This is a genomic window from Citrobacter freundii complex sp. 2025EL-00176, from assembly GCF_053309355.1.
Genome location: NZ_JBRYHT010000010.1, coordinates 32089 through 51184, shown reverse-complemented (window position 1 = coordinate 51184; position 19096 = coordinate 32089). Strand labels below are relative to the sequence as shown.

Annotated in this window: 17 protein-coding genes; 7 read left to right on the top strand and 10 right to left on the bottom strand. The window is 51.7% G+C overall.

The features are described from left to right. Positions 1–69: 69 nt before the first annotated feature. The 4 genes from ppiB (at position 70) to purK (ending at position 3101) form a co-directional block, all read left to right on the top strand. A complete protein-coding gene (gene ppiB, locus ACVXHP_RS17910) occupies positions 70–564 on the top strand; it encodes a peptidylprolyl isomerase B (RefSeq protein WP_003021875.1) in 495 nt (164 codons plus the stop codon). Positions 565–566: 2 nt separating this feature from the next. Continuing rightward, positions 567–1289 (top strand): UDP-2,3-diacylglucosamine diphosphatase, encoded by a 723-nt coding sequence (gene lpxH / locus ACVXHP_RS17905; RefSeq protein ID WP_447571949.1) that lies wholly within the window; start codon positions 567–569, stop codon positions 1287–1289. Positions 1290–1527: 238 nt separating this feature from the next. Then, positions 1528–2037 carry a 5-(carboxyamino)imidazole ribonucleotide mutase gene (purE, locus tag ACVXHP_RS17900; RefSeq protein ID WP_079225137.1) on the top strand — a complete coding sequence of 170 codons (510 nt, stop codon included), beginning with the start codon at positions 1528–1530 and terminating at the stop codon, positions 2035–2037. Beyond that, positions 2034–3101 (top strand): 5-(carboxyamino)imidazole ribonucleotide synthase, encoded by a 1068-nt coding sequence (gene purK / locus ACVXHP_RS17895; RefSeq protein ID WP_304696829.1) that lies wholly within the window; start codon positions 2034–2036, stop codon positions 3099–3101. Before purE ends, purK begins: the two co-directional genes overlap by 4 nt. A 41-nt stretch (positions 3102–3142) precedes the next feature. On the opposite strand, the gene ACVXHP_RS17890 is transcribed toward purK, so the two are convergent. From ACVXHP_RS17890 to ACVXHP_RS17875, 4 genes are read right to left on the bottom strand one after another with little or no spacing between them, the layout of a single operon-like run. Then, on the bottom strand, positions 3143–4036 hold the full coding sequence (locus tag ACVXHP_RS17890) for a carbamate kinase (protein ID WP_200007579.1): 894 nt from the start codon (positions 4034–4036) through the stop codon (positions 3143–3145). 3 nt (positions 4037–4039) lie between these two features. Next, positions 4040–4849: a DUF2877 domain-containing protein gene (locus ACVXHP_RS17885; protein WP_447571948.1), complete on the bottom strand. Its 810-nt coding sequence runs from the start codon at positions 4847–4849 to the stop codon at positions 4040–4042. 11 nt (positions 4850–4860) lie between these two features. After that, on the bottom strand, positions 4861–6120 hold the full coding sequence (locus ACVXHP_RS17880) for a DUF1116 domain-containing protein (protein WP_447571947.1): 1260 nt from the start codon (positions 6118–6120) through the stop codon (positions 4861–4863). A gap of 9 nt (positions 6121–6129) precedes the next feature. Next, positions 6130–7797 carry an acyl-CoA synthetase FdrA gene (locus tag ACVXHP_RS17875; RefSeq protein WP_200007588.1) on the bottom strand — a complete coding sequence of 556 codons (1668 nt, stop codon included), beginning with the start codon at positions 7795–7797 and terminating at the stop codon, positions 6130–6132. A 316-nt stretch (positions 7798–8113) separates the two neighbouring features. On the opposite strand from ACVXHP_RS17875, the gene allD reads away from it, so the two are divergent. The 3 genes from allD to allE are packed head-to-tail and all read left to right on the top strand — an operon-like array spanning position 8114 to position 11216. Next, complete coding sequence (gene allD, locus ACVXHP_RS17870) at positions 8114–9163, top strand: ureidoglycolate dehydrogenase (RefSeq protein ID WP_200007590.1); 1050 nt, start codon at positions 8114–8116, stop codon at positions 9161–9163. Between the two features lie 21 nt (positions 9164–9184). Continuing rightward, positions 9185–10420 carry an allantoate deiminase gene (gene allC / locus ACVXHP_RS17865; protein WP_200007592.1) on the top strand — a complete coding sequence of 412 codons (1236 nt, stop codon included), beginning with the start codon at positions 9185–9187 and terminating at the stop codon, positions 10418–10420. 10 nt (positions 10421–10430) lie between these two features. Continuing rightward, on the top strand, positions 10431–11216 hold the full coding sequence (gene allE / locus ACVXHP_RS17860) for a (S)-ureidoglycine aminohydrolase (protein ID WP_200007594.1): 786 nt from the start codon (positions 10431–10433) through the stop codon (positions 11214–11216). 79 nt (positions 11217–11295) lie between these two features. On the opposite strand, the gene glxK is transcribed toward allE, so the two are convergent. From glxK to glxR, 6 genes are all read right to left on the bottom strand, one after another. Further along, positions 11296–12444, bottom strand: a complete 1149-nt coding sequence (gene glxK / locus ACVXHP_RS17855) for a glycerate 3-kinase (protein WP_447571992.1) — start codon at positions 12442–12444, stop codon at positions 11296–11298. Positions 12445–12464: 20 nt separating this feature from the next. Continuing rightward, positions 12465–13763, bottom strand: a complete 1299-nt coding sequence (locus ACVXHP_RS17850) for a uracil/xanthine transporter (protein WP_447571946.1) — start codon at positions 13761–13763, stop codon at positions 12465–12467. A 58-nt stretch (positions 13764–13821) separates the two neighbouring features. After that, on the bottom strand, positions 13822–15183 hold the full coding sequence (gene allB, locus ACVXHP_RS17845; RefSeq protein WP_447571945.1) for an allantoinase AllB: 1362 nt from the start codon (positions 15181–15183) through the stop codon (positions 13822–13824). 72 nt (positions 15184–15255) lie between these two features. Then, entirely contained in the window at positions 15256–16716 is a 1461-nt protein-coding gene (locus ACVXHP_RS17840; RefSeq protein WP_447571944.1) for an allantoin transporter, read from the bottom strand. 98 nt (positions 16717–16814) lie between these two features. Beyond that, the gene (locus ACVXHP_RS17835; RefSeq protein ID WP_447571943.1) at positions 16815–18065 is read right to left on the bottom strand and encodes an MFS transporter; all 1251 of its coding nucleotides are present in this window, start codon (positions 18063–18065) and stop codon (positions 16815–16817) included. 67 nt (positions 18066–18132) lie between these two features. After that, positions 18133–19011, bottom strand: coding sequence for a 2-hydroxy-3-oxopropionate reductase (glxR, locus tag ACVXHP_RS17830; RefSeq protein WP_200007606.1), 879 nt, complete (start codon positions 19009–19011; stop codon positions 18133–18135). Positions 19012–19096 lie beyond the last annotated feature (85 nt).

Genomic DNA, 19096 nt, shown 5'->3' with positions numbered 1-19096 from the left:
CTATAACACACCCCTAACTCTGACCCTTGACAGGGTCGAAGCACCAATCTATCGGAACAGGATGCAAAAATGGTTACTTTCCACACTAATCACGGCGATATCGTAATCAAAACGTTTGATGATAAAGCGCCTGAAACAGTTAAAAACTTCCTGGACTACTGCCGCGAAGGTTTTTATAACAACACCATTTTCCACCGTGTTATTAACGGTTTCATGATCCAGGGCGGTGGTTTCGAGCCAGGCATGAAGCAAAAAGCCACGAAAGAAGCGATCAAAAACGAAGCGAACAACGGTCTGAAAAACACCCGTGGTACGCTGGCAATGGCGCGTACTCAGGCTCCGCACTCCGCAACCGCACAGTTCTTCATCAACGTTGCTGACAATGACTTCCTGAACTTCTCTGGCGAAAGCATGCAGGGTTGGGGTTACTGCGTGTTTGCTGAAGTTGTTGAAGGCATGGACGTGGTTGATAAAATCAAAGGCGTTTCCACTGGTCGCAGCGGTATGCATCAGGATGTGCCTAAAGAAGACGTCATCATCGAAAACGTGACCGTCAGCGAGTAAGCGTGGCGACACTGTTTATTGCAGATCTTCACCTCTGCACAGAAGAACCGGCGATCACCGCCGGTTTTCTGCGTTTTTTGGCCGGTGATGCGCGACAGGCCGATGCGCTGTACATTCTCGGCGATCTGTTCGAAGCCTGGATTGGCGACGACGACCCTAATCCGCTGCATCATCAAATGGCCGCAGCGATAAAATCACTGGCTGATTCCGGCGTTCCCTGCTTTTTTATTCACGGCAACCGTGATTTTCTGATCGGCAAACGTTTTGCCCGTGAGAGCGGCATGACCTTACTGCCTGAAGAAAAAGTGCTCGACCTGTATGGTCGCAAGGTGCTGATCATGCATGGCGACACGTTATGCACCGATGACGCTGGCTATCAGGCGTTTCGCGCCAAAGTGCATCAACCCTGGCTACAGAAACTATTCCTCGCTCTGCCATTGTTCATTCGCCAACGTATTGCCGCGAAAATGCGCGCCAACAGCAAAGCAGCAAACAGCAGTAAGTCGCTGGAGATCATGGATGTGAATCAGCAGGCCGTTATTAGCGAGCTGGAAAAGCATCAGGTCCAGTGGTTAATTCACGGTCATACGCACCGTCCGGCAGTCCACGAACTTACGGCCAATGACCAACCCGCTTTCCGCGTGGTATTAGGCGCATGGCACAGTGAAGGTTCGATGATCAAAGTCACACCAGACGACGTTGAACTGATCGCATTTCCGTTTTAATTCTGCAGATACCCAGTTCCTCTTTACACAAAACTATTCGAGTTGCATCGAGGCGGCAAATCTGTGAATCCCCTGGAGCTTACAAAAGTAAGTGACTGGGGTGAGCTGATGCAGCCAACAAAGAGGCAGCTTGAAGAGTGAAGTGTAAAGCGCGCAATCGTTTTCCTTGACGATGAATTATGCTATTCTCTGTGCCCTCAAAAGTCGAGTGTAGTGCACCACAGGAGTTTTCAGACGCATGTCTTCCCGCAATAATCCGGCGCGTGTCGCCATCGTGATGGGGTCCAAAAGCGACTGGGCTACCATGCAGTTCGCCGCCGAAATCTTCGAAATGCTGGACGTTCCACACCATGTTGAGGTCGTCTCCGCCCACCGAACCCCAGACAAACTGTTCAGTTTCGCCGAAGGCGCTGAAGAGAACGGTTATCAGGTGATTATTGCCGGTGCCGGTGGTGCTGCACATTTGCCTGGTATGATTGCGGCGAAAACGCTGGTGCCTGTTTTAGGCGTTCCGGTACAAAGCGCAGCGTTGAGCGGCGTAGACAGTCTCTACTCCATCGTACAGATGCCTCGCGGTATTCCGGTGGGCACGCTGGCGATCGGCAAAGCGGGCGCGGCCAATGCGGCCCTGCTGGCCGCGCAAATTCTGGCAACACACGACAAAGAATTGCATCAGCGTCTGGCTGAGTGGCGTAAAGCGCAAACCGACGAGGTGCTGGACAACCCGGACCCGCGAGGTGTCGCATGAAGCAGGTCTGCGTACTCGGCAATGGTCAGCTAGGGCGCATGTTGCGTCAGGCCGGTGAGCCGCTGGGTATTGCGGTCTGGCCCGTTGGGCTGGATGCCGAACCCGCTGCCGTTCCTTTTCAGCAAAGCGTGATCACCGCAGAGATTGAGCGCTGGCCGGAAACGGCGCTCACCCGCGAACTGGCGCGTCATCCGGCGTTTGTTAACCGCGACGTCTTCCCGATTATTGCTGACCGTCTGACGCAAAAACAGCTTTTTGACAAACTCAACCTGGCGACTGCGCCATGGCAACTGCTGGCGGATAAAAGCGAATGGTCCGCGGTGTTCGATAAACTCGGCGAGTTGGCGATTGTGAAGCGTCGCGTCGGCGGCTACGACGGTCGTGGACAGTGGCGTTTACGCGCAAATGAAACCGCACAACTGCCAGACGACTGCTACGGCGAGTGCATTGTCGAGCGAGGCATCAACTTCTCCGGTGAAGTCTCGCTGGTTGGCGCGCGTGCACACGACGGCAGCACCGTCTTCTATCCGCTGACCCATAACCTGCATCAGGACGGCATTCTGCGTACCAGCGTGGTATTTCCGCAGGCTAACGCCAAACAACAGGCGCAGGCCGAAGCGATGCTCTCTGCCATCATGCAGGAACTGGGCTATGTCGGTGTGATGGCGATGGAGTGTTTCATCACCCCGGAAGGTTTGCTGATTAATGAACTGGCTCCGCGGGTACACAACAGCGGGCACTGGACGCAAAACGGCGCCAGCATCAGCCAGTTTGAACTGCACCTGCGCGCCATTACCGGCCTGCCGCTGCCGACGCCGGTGGTGAACAATCCTTCGGTGATGGTAAATCTGATCGGCAGCGACCTGAACTACGACTGGCTGAAGCTGCCGCTGGTGCATCTGCACTGGTATGACAAAGAGGTACGCGACGGGCGTAAGGTGGGGCACCTGAACCTGAGCGACAGCGATACCGCACGCCTTAGCGCCACGCTGGAAGCGCTCATTCCCCTGCTGCCGCCGGAATATGCCAGCGGCATCATCTGGGCACAGTCAAAACTGAAATAAACCGATACGGGAGGTGTGCCTGCGCACGCCTCCCATTACTTTTACAGACTAATGCAGGTTCCGGCTTTCCCCGCCAACGTGTCTTCAATGCGAGACAGCGCACCAATCCACGCGGGTTTTCCACGTCGCTTCACGTATCCGCTTACGGCGGTCACCTTTGGCCCCATCGAACCATCGGCTTTAGCAAACGGTGCCAGTTCATCAGGAGAGGCTTGGCGAATCGCACGTTGCTCTGGTGTGCCCCAGTTCTCATAGACCGCATCAGCATCCGTGAGGATAACCAGACCGTCGGCATCGATCTGTTCAGCCAGCAATGCAGCCGCCAGATCCTTATCAATGACCGCTTCAGACCCTAACCCCTCCCCAGTAACAGGCACGCCGCCGCCACCGCTACAAATCACCACATGCCCTTCTTTAAGCAAGAGCTTAATGGCGTCACTTTCTACGATCTGGCGAGGCTCAGGCGAGGCGACAACACGACGCAGGTATTTCCCGTCACGTTTCATATGCCAGCCGTAGGTGGCTTCCAGTTGCGTTTGTTCTTCGGGCGAATACACCGGGCCGATAAATTTTTCCGGCGCCATAAACGCGGGATCGTCTTCAGACACCACAATCCGTGTTAACACTGTGGTCACCGGCGGCATTGCCGGTTCAGCGGCCAGACTTTGCGCCAACATATAACCAATCATGCCCTGAGTCTCTGCCACCAGCACATCCAGCGGGTAAGGTTCAACCTCCTTCCAGGCTAGATTCTGTAGCGACAACAGACCAACCTGCGGCCCATTGCCATGTACAATGGCCAGGCGGTACGAGCGTGCCAGACGCGCCAGTGCAGGTACGGCGCTGGCAATATTACGATATTGATTTTCTGCCGTCAGCGCCTCGCCGCGCTGCAATAATGCGTTGCCACCAAGAGCAACAACCAGCGTTTTCATTCCCTATCCTTCTATGATTTGTTGCCCAAGCCAGAACCCCAGCAGGGTGTCTGCGCCGGAGGTATGCCCGAGCGCCAGCAGCGAATTTATCGCCGCGTCCATCCTTTGGTGTCGGCCCAAAGCATGAGTGAAGTGGAGCAAAGGTGAAGCGAAGTAACCTAATGCCGCGTAGCGTAAGTAGCTCACGCTAACCACGGTCGTCGCCAGTTCAAGATTGCCGGAATATTCAAAGAAACGATGGCCGGAATCCTTATTCAACGCGCCGAAATACCAGGCGGCCAGCAGCATTCCGGTCAGCGTATCATCATGGCTGGGCGTTAAACCTGGCCCCTTGCCTAACCACTGCCGCCAGTCTGTCGACAAGCCAGCCAGCGCCGAGAAAAAGCAATGGCGGAACTGGCGTAATTCGGGGCACAAAGGCAAATTGGCAGCCAGCATTAACGGCCCGAATAATCCCGTTTCCTCGCCGCGCGCCATCCAGGCGGATGCGAGGCGTGGGGCATGTGGGCGGGACGTTATTTTCAACGAACAATAACGCTGCGGTTGGCACACCAGAAACGGTCCCAACACAATCCCCTCGGGGACAGCCTGAGGGGTTTCACTACCGCTTAACGCCATACGCAGCGCATCAAAATCAGGCGCACGGATCACCCATCCTCCCGGGCTAAAACCACTGCCCTGGCGGTGCAGCGTTAACAGTGCGCCTCCTTCGGCCACAAGGTTAATCGAGCGCCGCCAGATCCCGGATAGCTGCCATGACTGGCGAAAATCCGGAGACTGCTGACTGCCCATCAGAGGACGGATGATCATCATGCGCGGCTCTCTTAGCTAATGCCCATACTTTCAGCCAGCGCTTCCAGAGCCAGCTCAAAGCAGGCCAACGGCGCACGAACGGTACCCGCGCCGATCTGACCAATACCGGCTTCTTTATGGGCAATCCCCGTGTTGATTAGCGGCGTAATACCTGTTTCCACGACGCGACGGATATCAAGACCAAGGCAAGCCCCCTGGAAATCCCAGCCAGGGATCTGCAACTGCATATTGCGTTCCAGATAGATTTCAGCCATCTCCTCGGAAACGGACTTCGCGGCCTCCATCCCTCCGGCACCGACAAAACGCGTTACGCCAGGGGCAGCGATCATCGCGGCGCCGCCAATCCCAAAGGTTTCGGTGATGGCGCTATCGCCCATATCCGGGTTAGCTTGTTCCTGCGAGAAGCCGGTAAAGAACAGCCCCTGCGGTGTGTTAACCGGCGCAGTAAACCAGCGATCGCCAAGTCCGCTCACCCGGATACCGAACATGTCGCCATTACGAGTCATTGCGGTCACAATACTGCCGGAACGCACCATTGCTCCGGCATCCATTGCCGCTTTGCAGTAAGCCATCGCCAGGTTCAAGAAGAACTGGTCGGTCACGCTGAGGAAATCCATCACCTCAGCAATCTGCTGCTTATCATGTTCCAGACGGGCAATTTGCGGTGCCAGTGTTCGCATCAGCAGAGCTGAAGAGGCAATGTTGCGCTGATGGAACTCATCGCCCATCGTAATGCCCTGCGCCATCATGGCGGTCAGATCAATACCCTGTTCCAGATTGGCCAGCGCCGCGCTTAAAACAGGCATCAGGACATCGCGCATCCAACGTAGACGCTGCTGGACATCTTCGCCATACGCGCCGAAGCGCATCACTTTGCCAATCCCTTCGTTGAGATTGCAGTAAGCCCGGTTACCGTCGGTGATATTTTCCACCACCAGCATCGGCATGCTGGCAGAGGTGATTCCCCCCATTGGCCCCACAGCATTAACATGGTGGCAAGGTTCGAACCGGACTTTGCCCTGCTCCAGTAAAGCCAGCGCGCTCATTTCATCATTAGCCCATCCTTCAAACAGACATGCACCAATGCAGGCCCCTTTCATCGGACCGGTCATCTCTTGCCAACGCATTGGCGGTCCCGCATGCAGCAACGTTTTCCCTTCATTGAGCTCGCGAATTAATGAGGAGGCTGGTTGCACATCCAGCCAGTGCGGACGCGCACGACGAATTTGTTCGATTACTGCGGCATTGGCTTGCGCCACTGATGTAAACATTGGAACCCCTTATTGCAAACGTTCTAATAAACGAGCCAGTTTCTTATTACCGCCAGCGACAGGCGCCCACTGGTAATGCACCACAGGCATTTCTGCCGCCTGTAAATCCAGTGCAAAACTGCGTAACCCGGCATTGATGACCGCCACGTTTTCCAGTAGCGAAGGTGCGGATTTGTCAGATAACGGTTGAGATGGACGAATCAGTTCGGCGGCAAGCAGCGTTGCCTCAGGCAGTGAACTCACTACGGCAATTCCGGCATCTTCCAGTGTGGCAATCTGCAATGAACGGCACTGCGGATCGCGTTCTGTACCTGTCACTGTCGCAATCGCATACAGCGGTTGCTCGCTGTCTCGGGCAGCGCACGCCTTCTGCCAGGCCTGAACCAACGATGCGGCCGGATCGGCCGTCGCGCCGTAACCAATCACGACATCAACTAACAGTACGCGTACCTGCGGCTGCGTCCCCAGATCCGTAATCAGTTGATTACGTAAGGCAGGGTCAATCATCGGATGCGGCCGCCCGACGGTGTAAAAATCATCTCCCAGATCGATAATCTGGTGCCCGGCGGCATCCAGCATCATGCCATGGTGATGTTGTTCATCCGCAGTGACATTCAGGTGTGCGGCTAGCAGCCCAGCGGCTTCGGCAGCCAGCGTACCTCCGGTGTATAACCCTCGAATCACACCGTCTCCTGTGGTGGAAAGCGAGCTGCGTCGCGCCGCGACTCTCGCCAGTAAACAGGCCAGACGGGCCGCATCGTCCAGCGTCGCGGCAAACCAGACGTTTTCGTCACGGGCGACCGCGGAGGTGTAACCTAAAAATAGGGCAACCACGGGTTTGCCGGTGGCCTTCATCGCCGTCACGATATGCTGGCGAACAGCCTCCGCCGGTGGTTTCGACACAAAAGCCAACACCTGGCTTTTGTCGTCTGCGCCAAGCATCTCCAGCGCGGTAAGCGCGCTAATCCCCCCTACCTCGGCGCTCAGGTCCCGTCCGCCCAGACCGATGGCGTGAGTGATACCTTCCCCGGCCAGCGCTATCTGTGAACAGAGCTCCTGAATCCCTGTGCCGGAGGCGCCCAGCACACCGATATTGCCTTCCGGCATCACGTTGGCAAAAGCCAGCGGCGTGCCCGCAATCATGGCGGTTCCGCAGTCCGGTCCCATCACCAGCAGACCTTTATCCTGCGCACGGCGCTTCAGGGTGATTTCATCTTCCAGGGTCACGTTATCGGAGAACATCATGACGTTCAGGTTGCGATCCAACGCCTGGTTCGCCAGCTCCGCCGCGTATTCACCGGCGACGGAAATGAGCGTCATATTCGCCTCAGGCAGTTTCTGGCACGCGCTTTCCCAGCGTCTGACCTGCAGGAGCGTTTGGCTACCGCCGGTGGCCTGCGCCAGCTGTTGCAACGATTCATCCAGTTGTTGCAGAATGGCCTGCGTAATACTTTCATCAGCCGTTTCGGTGCGAATCGCCACGCAAATATCATTTGGCGTCGCATTATTAAAATCGTCATGCCAAAACCCGGTCGTTTCCAACAATGATTTATTTGCTGGCGTTCCCATCATGACCGATACATCGTCTACATTTTCGGACTCACTCAGCTTGCGTGAAATAATCATTAAACTGACAGAGTCCTGAAAACACCCTTTTTTAATAAAGGCGTGGATCATAACAACCCCTTAATAATTGCACCCATGGCAATTGCACGAGTAGTGTTAATGTGTAGCTCACGGTATATATCTGGAATCACAAATAGAGTGACTGACATCACACTGGAATTATTAACAAAATAAATTTAACAACCACCAGAGGATTAAACATTATTTTTTAACGGCATTATTTATTTAAAAAGAAAGGGCAAATCCATACTGATTATCAAATAAATTCTAACTATATTTTTTTGTGTGTCTGGATCACATAATCAATTTTAATTCCCGGTATGTTAACGGCAGTCATGCTTCACACCGTCGTTAAAAAGGAAGACAGATGAAAATCAGTCGGGAAACACTCCACCAGCTTATCGAGAATAAGCTTTGCAAGGCCGGACTAAAACGTGAGCACGCCGCAACGGTTGCCGAGGTGTTGGTTTACGCCGATGCCAGAGGCATACACTCTCATGGCGCCGTACGCGTTGAATACTATGCTGAGCGCATTTCAAAAGGCGGCACCAACCGCGAACCCACATTTCGTTTTGAAGATACCGGTCCCTGTACAGCGATTTTGCATGCCGATAATGCCGCCGGGCAAGTCGCTGCAAAGATGGGTATGGAGCATGCAATTGAAATTGCCAAAAAAAATGGTGTCGCCGTCGTTGGCATTAGCCGAATGGGGCACAGCGGGGCCATTTCTTACTTTGTGCAGCAAGCCGCTCGCGCTGGTCTGATCGGCCTCTCCGTGTGCCAGTCCGACCCGATGGTGGTACCGTTCGGCGGCGCAGATATTTACTACGGTACCAATCCGTTAGCCTTCGCTGCGCCAGGAGAAGGCGACGATATCATGACGTTTGATATGGCGACGACAGTGCAAGCATGGGGAAAAGTTCTGGATGCCCGCTCCCGCAACGAGCCGATTCCGAATACCTGGGCCGTTGATAAAAACGGCGCGCCGACTTCCGATCCATTTGCTGTCAATGCGTTGCTACCTGCGGCTGGGCCAAAAGGCTATGGCCTGATGATGATGATCGATGTGTTATCCGGCATTTTATTAGGATTACCGTTTGGCCGTCAGGTCAGTTCAATGTATGAAGATTTACATGCCGGTCGGAATTTAGGCCAACTGCATTTGGTTATTAATCCCGACTTTTTCTCCTCCAGCCAATTATTCCGACAGCACCTCAGCCAGACTATGCAAGAGTTAAATAACGTTACTCCTGCACCCGGCTTTAAACAGGTTTATTACCCCGGACAGGATCAAGATATTAATCAACGCAATGCTGCGGTCCATGGTATCGACATTGTTGATGATATTTATCAATACCTGATTTCCGATGCCCTCTATCTCAAGTCATACGAAACAAAGAATCCCTTTGCACAATAATTATTGAAACAGGAATTTCATATGATCGACCATTTTCGTCATGCAATAGAAGAAACCCTTCCCTGGCTCTCTTCCTTCGGCGCAGATCCGACCGGTGGGATGACGCGTTTGCTATATTCGCCAGAATGGCTTGAAACACAACAGCAATTCAAAAAGCGCATGGACGCCAGCGGCCTGGAAACGCGCTTTGATGAAGTGGGCAACTTATACGGTCGTCTGCTCGGGAGCGAATCGCCTGAACAGGTCATTTTAAGCGGCTCGCATATTGATACCGTCGTCAACGGCGGCAATCTTGACGGTCAGTTTGGCGCGTTAGCGGCGTGGCTCGCGGTTGACTGGCTCAAGAGCACCTACGGCGCACCGCTGAAAACGGTAGAAGTGGTTTCCATGGCGGAAGAGGAAGGCAGCCGTTTCCCGTATGTATTCTGGGGCAGCAAAAACATTTTTGGGCTGGCCAATCCCGATGACGTCCGTAACATTCAGGACGCGAAAGGCACCCGTTTTGTTGACGCAATGAACGCCTGCGGTTTTACTCTCCCCGCAGAGCCGCTTCATGCCCGTAATGACATCAAAGCCTTCGTTGAATTACACATCGAACAAGGTTGCGTGCTTGAAAGCAATGGCCAGTCGATAGGCGTCGTCAGCGCGATTGTCGGACAACGTCGCTACACGGTAACGCTGAACGGCGAATCCAACCATGCGGGGACAACGCCGCTGAGCTACCGTCGCGATACCGTTTACGCTTTCAGTCGCATCTGCAGCCAGTCTATCGAGAAAGCCAAAAAGCATGGCGATCCTCTGGTACTGACCTTTGGTAAGGTCGAGCCGCAGCCGAACACCGTTAACGTGGTGCCAGGAAAAACGACCTTCACGATCGATTGCCGTCATACCGATGCCGACGTATTGCGTGATTTTACTCAACAACTGGAAAACGACATGCGCGCCATCTGCGATGAAATGGATATCGGCATTGATATCGATTTGTGGATGGATGAAACGCCGGTCCCGATGGACAGTAAACTGGTATCTACCCTTACCGAACTGTGTGAAAAAGAACAGCTGAACTACCGTGTAATGCACAGTGGCGCGGGTCATGATGCGCAAATTTTCGCGCCTCGCGTACCGACGTGCATGATTTTCATTCCCAGCATTAACGGTATCAGCCACAACCCCGCTGAACGCACAAACATTAACGACCTTGCCGAAGGGGTCAAAACTCTGGCATTAATGCTTCATCAACTTGCCTGGCAGAAATAAGGAGTCACCCATGGGATATCTGAATAACGTCACGGGTTATCGCGATGATTTACTGGCTAATCGCGCAATTGTAAAACACGGTAACTTTGCCCTGCTAACCCCGGACGGACTGGTTAAAAACATCATTCCGGGTTTTGAAAACTGTGACGTCACCATCCTCTCAACGCCAAAACTGGGCGCGTCATTTGTTGACTATCTGGTGACCCTACACCAGAACGGCGGCCACCACAGTGGTTTTGGCGGTGAAGGTATTGAAACGTTCGTGTATGTTATTTCCGGCAAAATTGAGGCGAAAGCGGAAGGTAAAACATTTGCTTTGACTCAGGGCGGATATCTGTATTGCCCGCCAGGTGAACTGCTCACCTTTAATAATGCCCAGGCAGAAGACAGCCAACTGTTTTTATACAAACGCCGTTATACGCCGGTGGCAGGCCATTCACCGTGGCTGGTCTCCGGTAATGCCAACCAGTTAGAACGTATTCATTATGAAGGCATGGATGACGTGATCCTGCTGGATTTCCTGCCTAAAGAATTAGGCTTCGATATGAATATGCATATTCTGTCATTCGAACCCGGCGCCAGCCATGGTTATATCGAAACGCATGTACAGGAACATGGGGCTTATATTCTCTCAGGCCAGGGCGTTTATAACCTCGATAATCAGTGGATCCCGGTGAAAAAAGGCGACTACATCTTTATGGGCGCGTACTCCCTGCAGGCGGGTTACGGTGTGGGGCGTGGTGAAGCGTTCAGCTACATCTACTCCAAAGATTGCAACCGGGATGTTGAGATTTAACGGCGAACAGCCCGCCTGATAATTTTTTATTTAGCTATGTTGGGTTTTGCCACGGTTAACACCGTGGCTTTTTTTATGCTTAACGCAGATTCATCGCCTGACCAAGCTTCATCGCGCAAGCAATATTACGCGCGCAGTGATAAAGGTTGGTTTCACCGCTCGCCAGAACTTCCGTTAACGGCGCGAGTCGCGGCAAAATACTGAATACGGCATCAATACCATGATCGTGAACCACCTCCACGCCGTCCCCCAGCACCCCGGCTATACCAATAACCGGAACATGATGCTGCATAGCAACAGAAGCAACACCGATTGGCGCTTTCCCTCCGACCGTTTGCGAATCAATACGTCCCTCGCCGGTGATGACCAGCGATGCATCTTTAATGGACTGCTCCAGTTGAACGGCCTGCAGCACAATCTCAATCCCTGGTTTCATGATGGCCTGCAAAAAGATAGCCGCGGCGATGCCCATTCCGCCCGCCGCCCCACCGCCCGCAACCTGAGAGACATCCTCACCGGTCAGCGCTCGCAGCACATGCGCGTAGTTGAGTAACCCTTCTTCCAGTTTCTCAACCATTTCCGGCGTCGCCCCCTTCTGCGGACCGAATACCCTTGCCGCGCCGCGCGGGCCAACCAATGGGTTGTCCACATCACAGGCGACTTCGATCCGACATGCTGTCAGCCGCGGATCGCACTGTTGCAGGTCAATGCTTGCGAGGCGAGACAAGCTACCGCCTCCCGCCCTCAATGATGCCCCTTGCGCGTCAAGAAACCGCACGCCTAGCGCCTGAGCCATCCCCATGCCGCCATCAACTGTCGCACTCCCGCCAATGCCGAGGATAATATGACGAATACCAGCATCCAGCGCATGCCGAATCAGCTCACCAGTACCGTAACTTGACGCCAGCAGTGGATTACGCGCCTGCGGTTCAACCAACATCAGTCCACTCGCCGCAGCCATTTCAATAATGGCGGTCTTTCCATCACCGGTCAGGCCATAAAATCCCATGACCTTTTCCCCCATCGGCCCACAGACCTCCAGAGAGACCACTTTCCCACCTGTCGCTGCCACCATGGCATCCACGGTCCCCTCTCCGCCATCCGCAATTGGCAAACAAATATATTCTGCATCCGGGAATATGGCTGAAAATCCAGCTTTAATTGCCTGGCAGCATTGGTCGGCGCTTAAGCTCTCTTTAAACGAATCAGGCGCAATTACAATTTTCATCATCAATCCTTTTCATCATGTTATTTAATGCGTTCCCATGGAATGAGGTTTTCCATAAGCACTGCCAGTAAAATCCCCACCAGCAAGCCATTACTCAGTAATGGCCGAATAGTCAGTGGAAGATCTTGTAAATAAACCGGAGGCAGCCCCATCAAAAAAATACCCACAAACAGCGGGAGTGCCAGCCGATAAATATTTCGTGCGGTAAAGGTGATTTGCTGGCTGAAAACCAGACCGGAATAGAGCAACGGCAGATAAGAGACCAGCATAACGGCACTGCTAATTGCCAGTGGAATGGCGCAGAATAATCGGGTTAGCGGCGTCACTATCGCTACCAATAAACATAATACGCTGCCGTAAATAAATGATTTTCGCGAACTGTCGCCAGTTTGTGTTAACAGCCCGATTGAGGAGACAAAAGGTGAAAATGGAATAACAGCAAAAGGTACCGTCACCAGCGTCATAAAACCGGAAATGATAAAGCTACGACGATAACGCGAACTGCTGTTACCTTGATGCGCATAAAAGACGTCCGTGCCGCGCACCGCGCCATAGGTGTTACTGATATTCACCAGACCAGTGATAACCGCAGTCAGGATAATACCGGGTAACAGCCTGCCATGGCTGCCTAATGGGAACCACTGCCAACTTAATTCACCAGACGGCAAAGACGTTGATGGAAAGCACAGTCGCCAAAGTCCCCATCCCACCACAGCCCCCACCAGCAGGGCATAACGGGAGATCCGCTGCGGTAAAAAAATGATCATCGCAAGGATGAAGCACATCACGCCAACCGCCAGGCTAAAAGGCGCCAGTTGAATTTTGACACTGGTGTCAGCAATACCAAAAGGCAATCCCAACATGCCCTTAAAAAAGATAGTGGTGAGCTGAGCGCCCAACAGCAGCATAAAAAAGACCATCACCGTTGGGGTAAATAATCGGGCCAACCGGTGTCCTAAGCCGCTAAAGCCGATAATCATCGTCAGCACAGCGGAAATGGCAATCCCGACGGTCAGACTGGTGGCGATATCATTGAGCGGCGTCCCGCGTGACGCTTCCGCCAGAGTAATTGTCAGAATGGTGCCCCACCATAAACCGGTCGGCCCTTCCATAATGGCGCGGCGATGGCCACAAATGACCTGCGCAAGACAGGCCAGCGATGTCGTGAAAAAAGCGTACTGCGTGAGCATTAACAGATTGCTCGCAGGGAGATGAAAAGCAGAAACCAGCGTTGGGGGGACCACGACCGTATTGCAAAAAATAAAGAAAAACCACTGAAAGCCAGACAGCAAACTTTCGCGGTTAATAACAGGAAGCATATTCATACCTTAAAATAGAGAATGCCCGCCAGCATGACGGGCATTAATTCACATCACATTATTGTTGATGTTTAAGGATAAATTGACCTTTTGGCGCTACCGGGAATCCCTGCTCGATGTCATAGATAACATCCCCGCGAAGAATAGTTTTCGTAATGCGCGCGCCAATCGTCCGGCCAACATACGGGCTGACTTTGTGGCGATATTCCAGGTCTTCGTTTTTAAGAACGTATTTGCTGTCCGGTTGAATAAAGACGAAGTCAGCATCTTTACCCGGGGCAATACGTCCTTTCTGCTTCAGGCCGAAAATATCTGCGGCGTTGGTTGCCATCAATTTAGCGAATAGCGGCAGCGACATACCGCGTTTTTGCACGGCCTCATCAAACATAACATCCATGCAGCTCTGCAGTCCGGCAATGCCGCCCCACGCCTGCATGATATTGCCAGCCTTCATTTCTGGTGGGCATGGCGAGTGGTCGGAAACCAGGCAGTCAATCTCACCATTGAACAGTTTTTCCCACATGCCTTGTTGGTTCTGCCGATCGCGGATCGGCGGAGAACATTTTGCCAGGGTGCCAATTTCTTCAAACTGATCGGTATCCAGCACAAAATAATGCGGGCAGGATTCGCAGGTCACATCCTGGCCTTCCTGGCGGGCACGGGTCACTTCTTCCACGCCTTCCGGACTGCTGATATGGCAAACGTGCAGGCGGCAACCGGCGACTTTCGCCAGATACAGCACGCGGCGAATAGCTTCCACTTCGGTGAAAACCGGACGTGAAGCCACATAATCATGTGCCGTCACACGGCCTTCGCGTTTAGCTTCCTCGCCAAGCTCGTCGCAAATGAGCGCATTTTCGCAATGCACCAGGACCGTCTGGTTCATCTCTGCCAACTTCTGCGCGCCTTTGTAGAACTGCCAGTCGTTAACGTCACGGAAGTCATTGTCGATTCCGCGGTCGCCACAAGTGGCAACGAAGCATTTAAAACCGACGACACCAACCTCATCCAGCTCGTGCAGACGATCAAGGTTGTAAGAAACCAAACCGCCAAGCTGTGCGGCGTCAATGGTCAATTTGCCTTTTGCCGCATCAAATTTCAGTTCGATGGTTTCACGATCCACCGTCGCGGGCAGTTGGTTGAGGGGCATTTCGATCATTGTGGTGATACCGCCTTTTGCCGCGGCACGCGTTCCGGTCTCATAGCCTTCCCAATGTGTACGCCCCGGCTCAGAGATATGGGTATGCGCATCGACCATGCCTGGTGAAACCACCAGACCCGTCGCATCCATTACCTGCTTTGCCTGACCCAGATTCTCGCCAATGGCGGCGATTTTTCCTGCCTGGACGGCTATATCAACAATGCGAGCTTCATTTTCTAAAATAACAGTACCGTTCTTAATAATTAAATCAAAAGACATAACGAACTCCTTGTATGGATACAGATAGTTTTTATAAATAATGCACTCTTAAACTTACTTTTACTGATTTCATTACAACTGGCCTGTCGCTTTTTGTACTCCGGCTGGTTGTCCAACCGTTCTTTTTTTCAGTAAGGCATATGCCACAAATGCGACAATAACCCCAACAAACCACGACACTCGCGATAACGGCTCAAGGAATGGAATAAACTTCCCACCCAGTGAAAGAATTACAGCTACTAACGTTACGGAGAATGCAGTCAGGTTAAATCCATTATCATAATATTGGTAATCTCCGCTGGCGGTATATAATTCATCAAGATTAATCTTGCCACGCATAACGACAAAATAATGCGCTAACATAACACCAATAACAGGACCGAGCATACCGCCAATGATATCCAGAAACAGATAAATACTGCTCTGGTTTTCCATGAGTTTCCATGGACAAATCAGTAGACTAATAATACTGGCAATCAATACACCATTTTTATATGTTAGTTTTGTTGGCGCAATTGCGGCAATCTGATAACCAGCCGGGATAACATTACCCGTAGCGTTTGTTGAGATTGTTGTCATCAGAATAACCAAAACTGCGAAGAAGGAGGCAAACAGACTGTCCCAGCGCTGTACGATATCCAGCACATTCCAGGTATCCATTCCATAATGAATACTGGCCCCGGCAATAATACACACGCTGGCTATCGCAAATAACACGTATGCGACAATAAGACCCAGCGTCTGACCTAACGCCTGTTCACGGAATGAGTGGGCATTTTGTGTAAAGTCAGATGCGCTCACCGCCGGAGCGGCCCATACCGCAACCACGGCGTTAATCACGACCAGGAACAGGAATCCGCTATTGCCCGCTTTTTGCACACCACCCGGAATGTAGTCCAGAATGGGGCCAATTCCTACCAGGGATATCGCCCAGATAGCCATTCCGCCAAAAACGATATAAATGCAAGGGTTCAGGATCGCAGTGAATTTATTTAATACTTTACCGCCGCCAAAACCGATACCGACGTTAATCAGCCAAAAAATAAGAAATGTGATCAACCCCGGCAGAGACAACCCCAGTAATGTAAAATCACCGCCCAACGTTAAAAAACCAGGCCATATCTTGCCAATCAGAATAAGAAAAGCCAGCGATCCGGCATAACATTGCAGACCGAACCACATAATTGCAGCAATCCCGCCTCTTAATAAACCTGGGAAAAGTGCGCCACGTACGCCATACGAGCCACGCAGAATCATTGCAAAAGGTACCCCGTATTTACTGCCGGCGGCACCGTTCATAACCATGACTAATGCAATAAACAATGCACTAATAATAATAGCCAGCATAATACTGAATGTGGACAGCCCGAGAATGAAGAATCCGCCGACCATAACGTAATTAGGTACGTTATGTACTGACCCCATCCATAAAGTAAAATAGTTAAATGTTTTCCAGTTTCGTTGTGCTGCCGTTTTTGGTAATAAGTCGTCACTATAACCACGTTGTTGGTATAGTTCTCTTTGATGTTCCATAAATCCCTCTTGTCACGTATCGGATAACGTTGTAATGGGCTTAGCTATGCGGAACAAAAACAATATATAAAGTAATGCAAATGGTTTTAATTATATTTTTATGCTGAAGCAATAACTGGCGTTGCTTTCTTTTTATATAACGTCACACTGGCAAAAATAAGCGTTCCGGTAACAACCAGACAAGCTGAGATGACAAAGCTTATCTCTTTTGAGCCAGTCAAATCGGAAATAAATCCGGTTAACGTTGGCGCAATAACGGCTGAACTCATACCAAAGAAGTTAAACAGGCTAAACGCTCTGCCCAGCGTTTTCGCCGACGCCTGCTCAGACACGAAGGAGATCAGGATCGGGTCTACCGCCATTTTTCCCAGTAAACCGTACAGGGTCAGGCTGACCATCAACATCGTGGTATTCGGCGATAACACCGTAAACACCAGCATTGCGGCGGCCATAATTTCCAGCCCAAGAATGACTTTGACTTTGCTGTTACGGAATTTATCGGACAGATGGCTGAAGAACAACGCACCGGGAACCCCCACTACGGCGACCAAAGCCGAGGCAACGCCAATGGCACCACCATCAAATCCCCTTTCAGTCTGCAGATAAGACGGAAGCCAGGTCACAATCAGGTAATAGCCATAGCAGGTACAGAAATAGAGGAAGTAGACGCTGCATAATAATCCCGAAAACAGCGGCGGACTTTTCTCTTCTGTCATCGTTGCTGTCTGCGTTTTTTGGTCTGACGCCGCCGTTTCGCTTTTTGCCTTACCGCGGATAACCAAAGTAAACACGCACAGCATCACCACCAGCACAGCCGCAACCAAGAACAACACGTTTTGCCAGGCCATGCTCATGCTTTTAACCAACACGCTGGAGCCGATTAAACCGATCCCCATCCCAATCGCAGAACCGCTATTAATGATGGCGTTTGCCAGTGCGCGGCGAGCCTGCGGGACATTTGCCGAAGAGAGTGAATACGCTGAACTAAAGAAAGAGGCGCAGCCCGCTCCCGCCATCAGCGAACCGGCATAGATCATCACCAGTCCAGTGGCTTTTGCGATACTGAGCGTACCAATAATAAAGAGCGTAAACCCACACATCAGCATAATTTTCTGGCCAAGCTTATCGACCAAAATTCCGCAGGGAATTTGCATGCTGCAATAGGCGAAAAAATAGAAACTGGCAATGGCGCCAATTTCAGCATTGCTGACATTACCCAATGAAGCCTGAATCTCAGGATAAATAGGGGTTAATACGGTGCGATAAATCCATATCGCAACCCAACCCAGACTCATTACGACGACGATCTTCTTCCAGTATTCAATACCGGATTTATTTTTTTCACTCATGACATGCACCTTTCCAAAGTGTGTCTGATTAGAATGTATCGCTGCAGGATCGCAGCGATACCAACGATCATGACAATTTATGATTAGCCATTAATTCCAGAGCCTGAACCATTGCCGAGTGATCCAACTGGCTTCCACCATTCGCGGCACAGGTATTAAATAACTCCTGACAGGTTGCCGTATTAGGCAAATTCAACGAGAGCGCCTTTGCACTTTGTAATGCAAGGTTGAGATCTTTTTGATGCAATGCAATTTTGAAACCGGGATCAAAAGTGCGCTTAATCATGCGCTCACCATGTACTTCCAGAATACGAGATGAGGCAAATCCGCCCATTAATGCCTGACGCACGCGAACCGGATCCGCGCCCGCTTTAGAGGCAAATACCAGCGCTTCAGAAACGGCTTCAATATTTAAGGCCACGATAATTTGGTTAGCCACTTTACAGGTTTGGCCATCACCATTCCCACCCACCAGGGTGATATTTTTTCCCAGAATATCAAAGAGCGGTTTAACCCGTTCAAATACATCGGGTTCACCGCCAACCATAATGGACAGCGTCCCTTCGCGAGCGCCAATTTCCCCACCAGACACGGGCGCATCCAGGTAGTCCCCGCCGAGTTCATTAACCTGCTGAGCAAAACGCTTAGTTTCGATAGGAGAAATAGAACTCATATCGACAATGGTTTTTCCCTGCAATGCGCTTTTAGCGCACCCGTGTTCACCAAAAAGCACTTCTTCAACCTGGGGCGTATCCGGCACCATTATGAATATAATATCTGCAAAATCAGTTACCTGACTCGCAGTTTCAACATGAACAGCCCCCAGTGAAAGCAACTCGTCAGCCACCGGACCAATGGTCGTGACATGTAATTGATGTCCGGCACGCGCCAGATTAATCGCCATTGGCGATCCCATAATACCCAGGCCAATAAATCCCAGTTTCATTTGCAACCTCTTTTATATCTGTCGGTATTCCTGAATTCAGGCAAAACGATTCCCTTCCAACAGAGTGGAAAAAATAGTGTTGCCT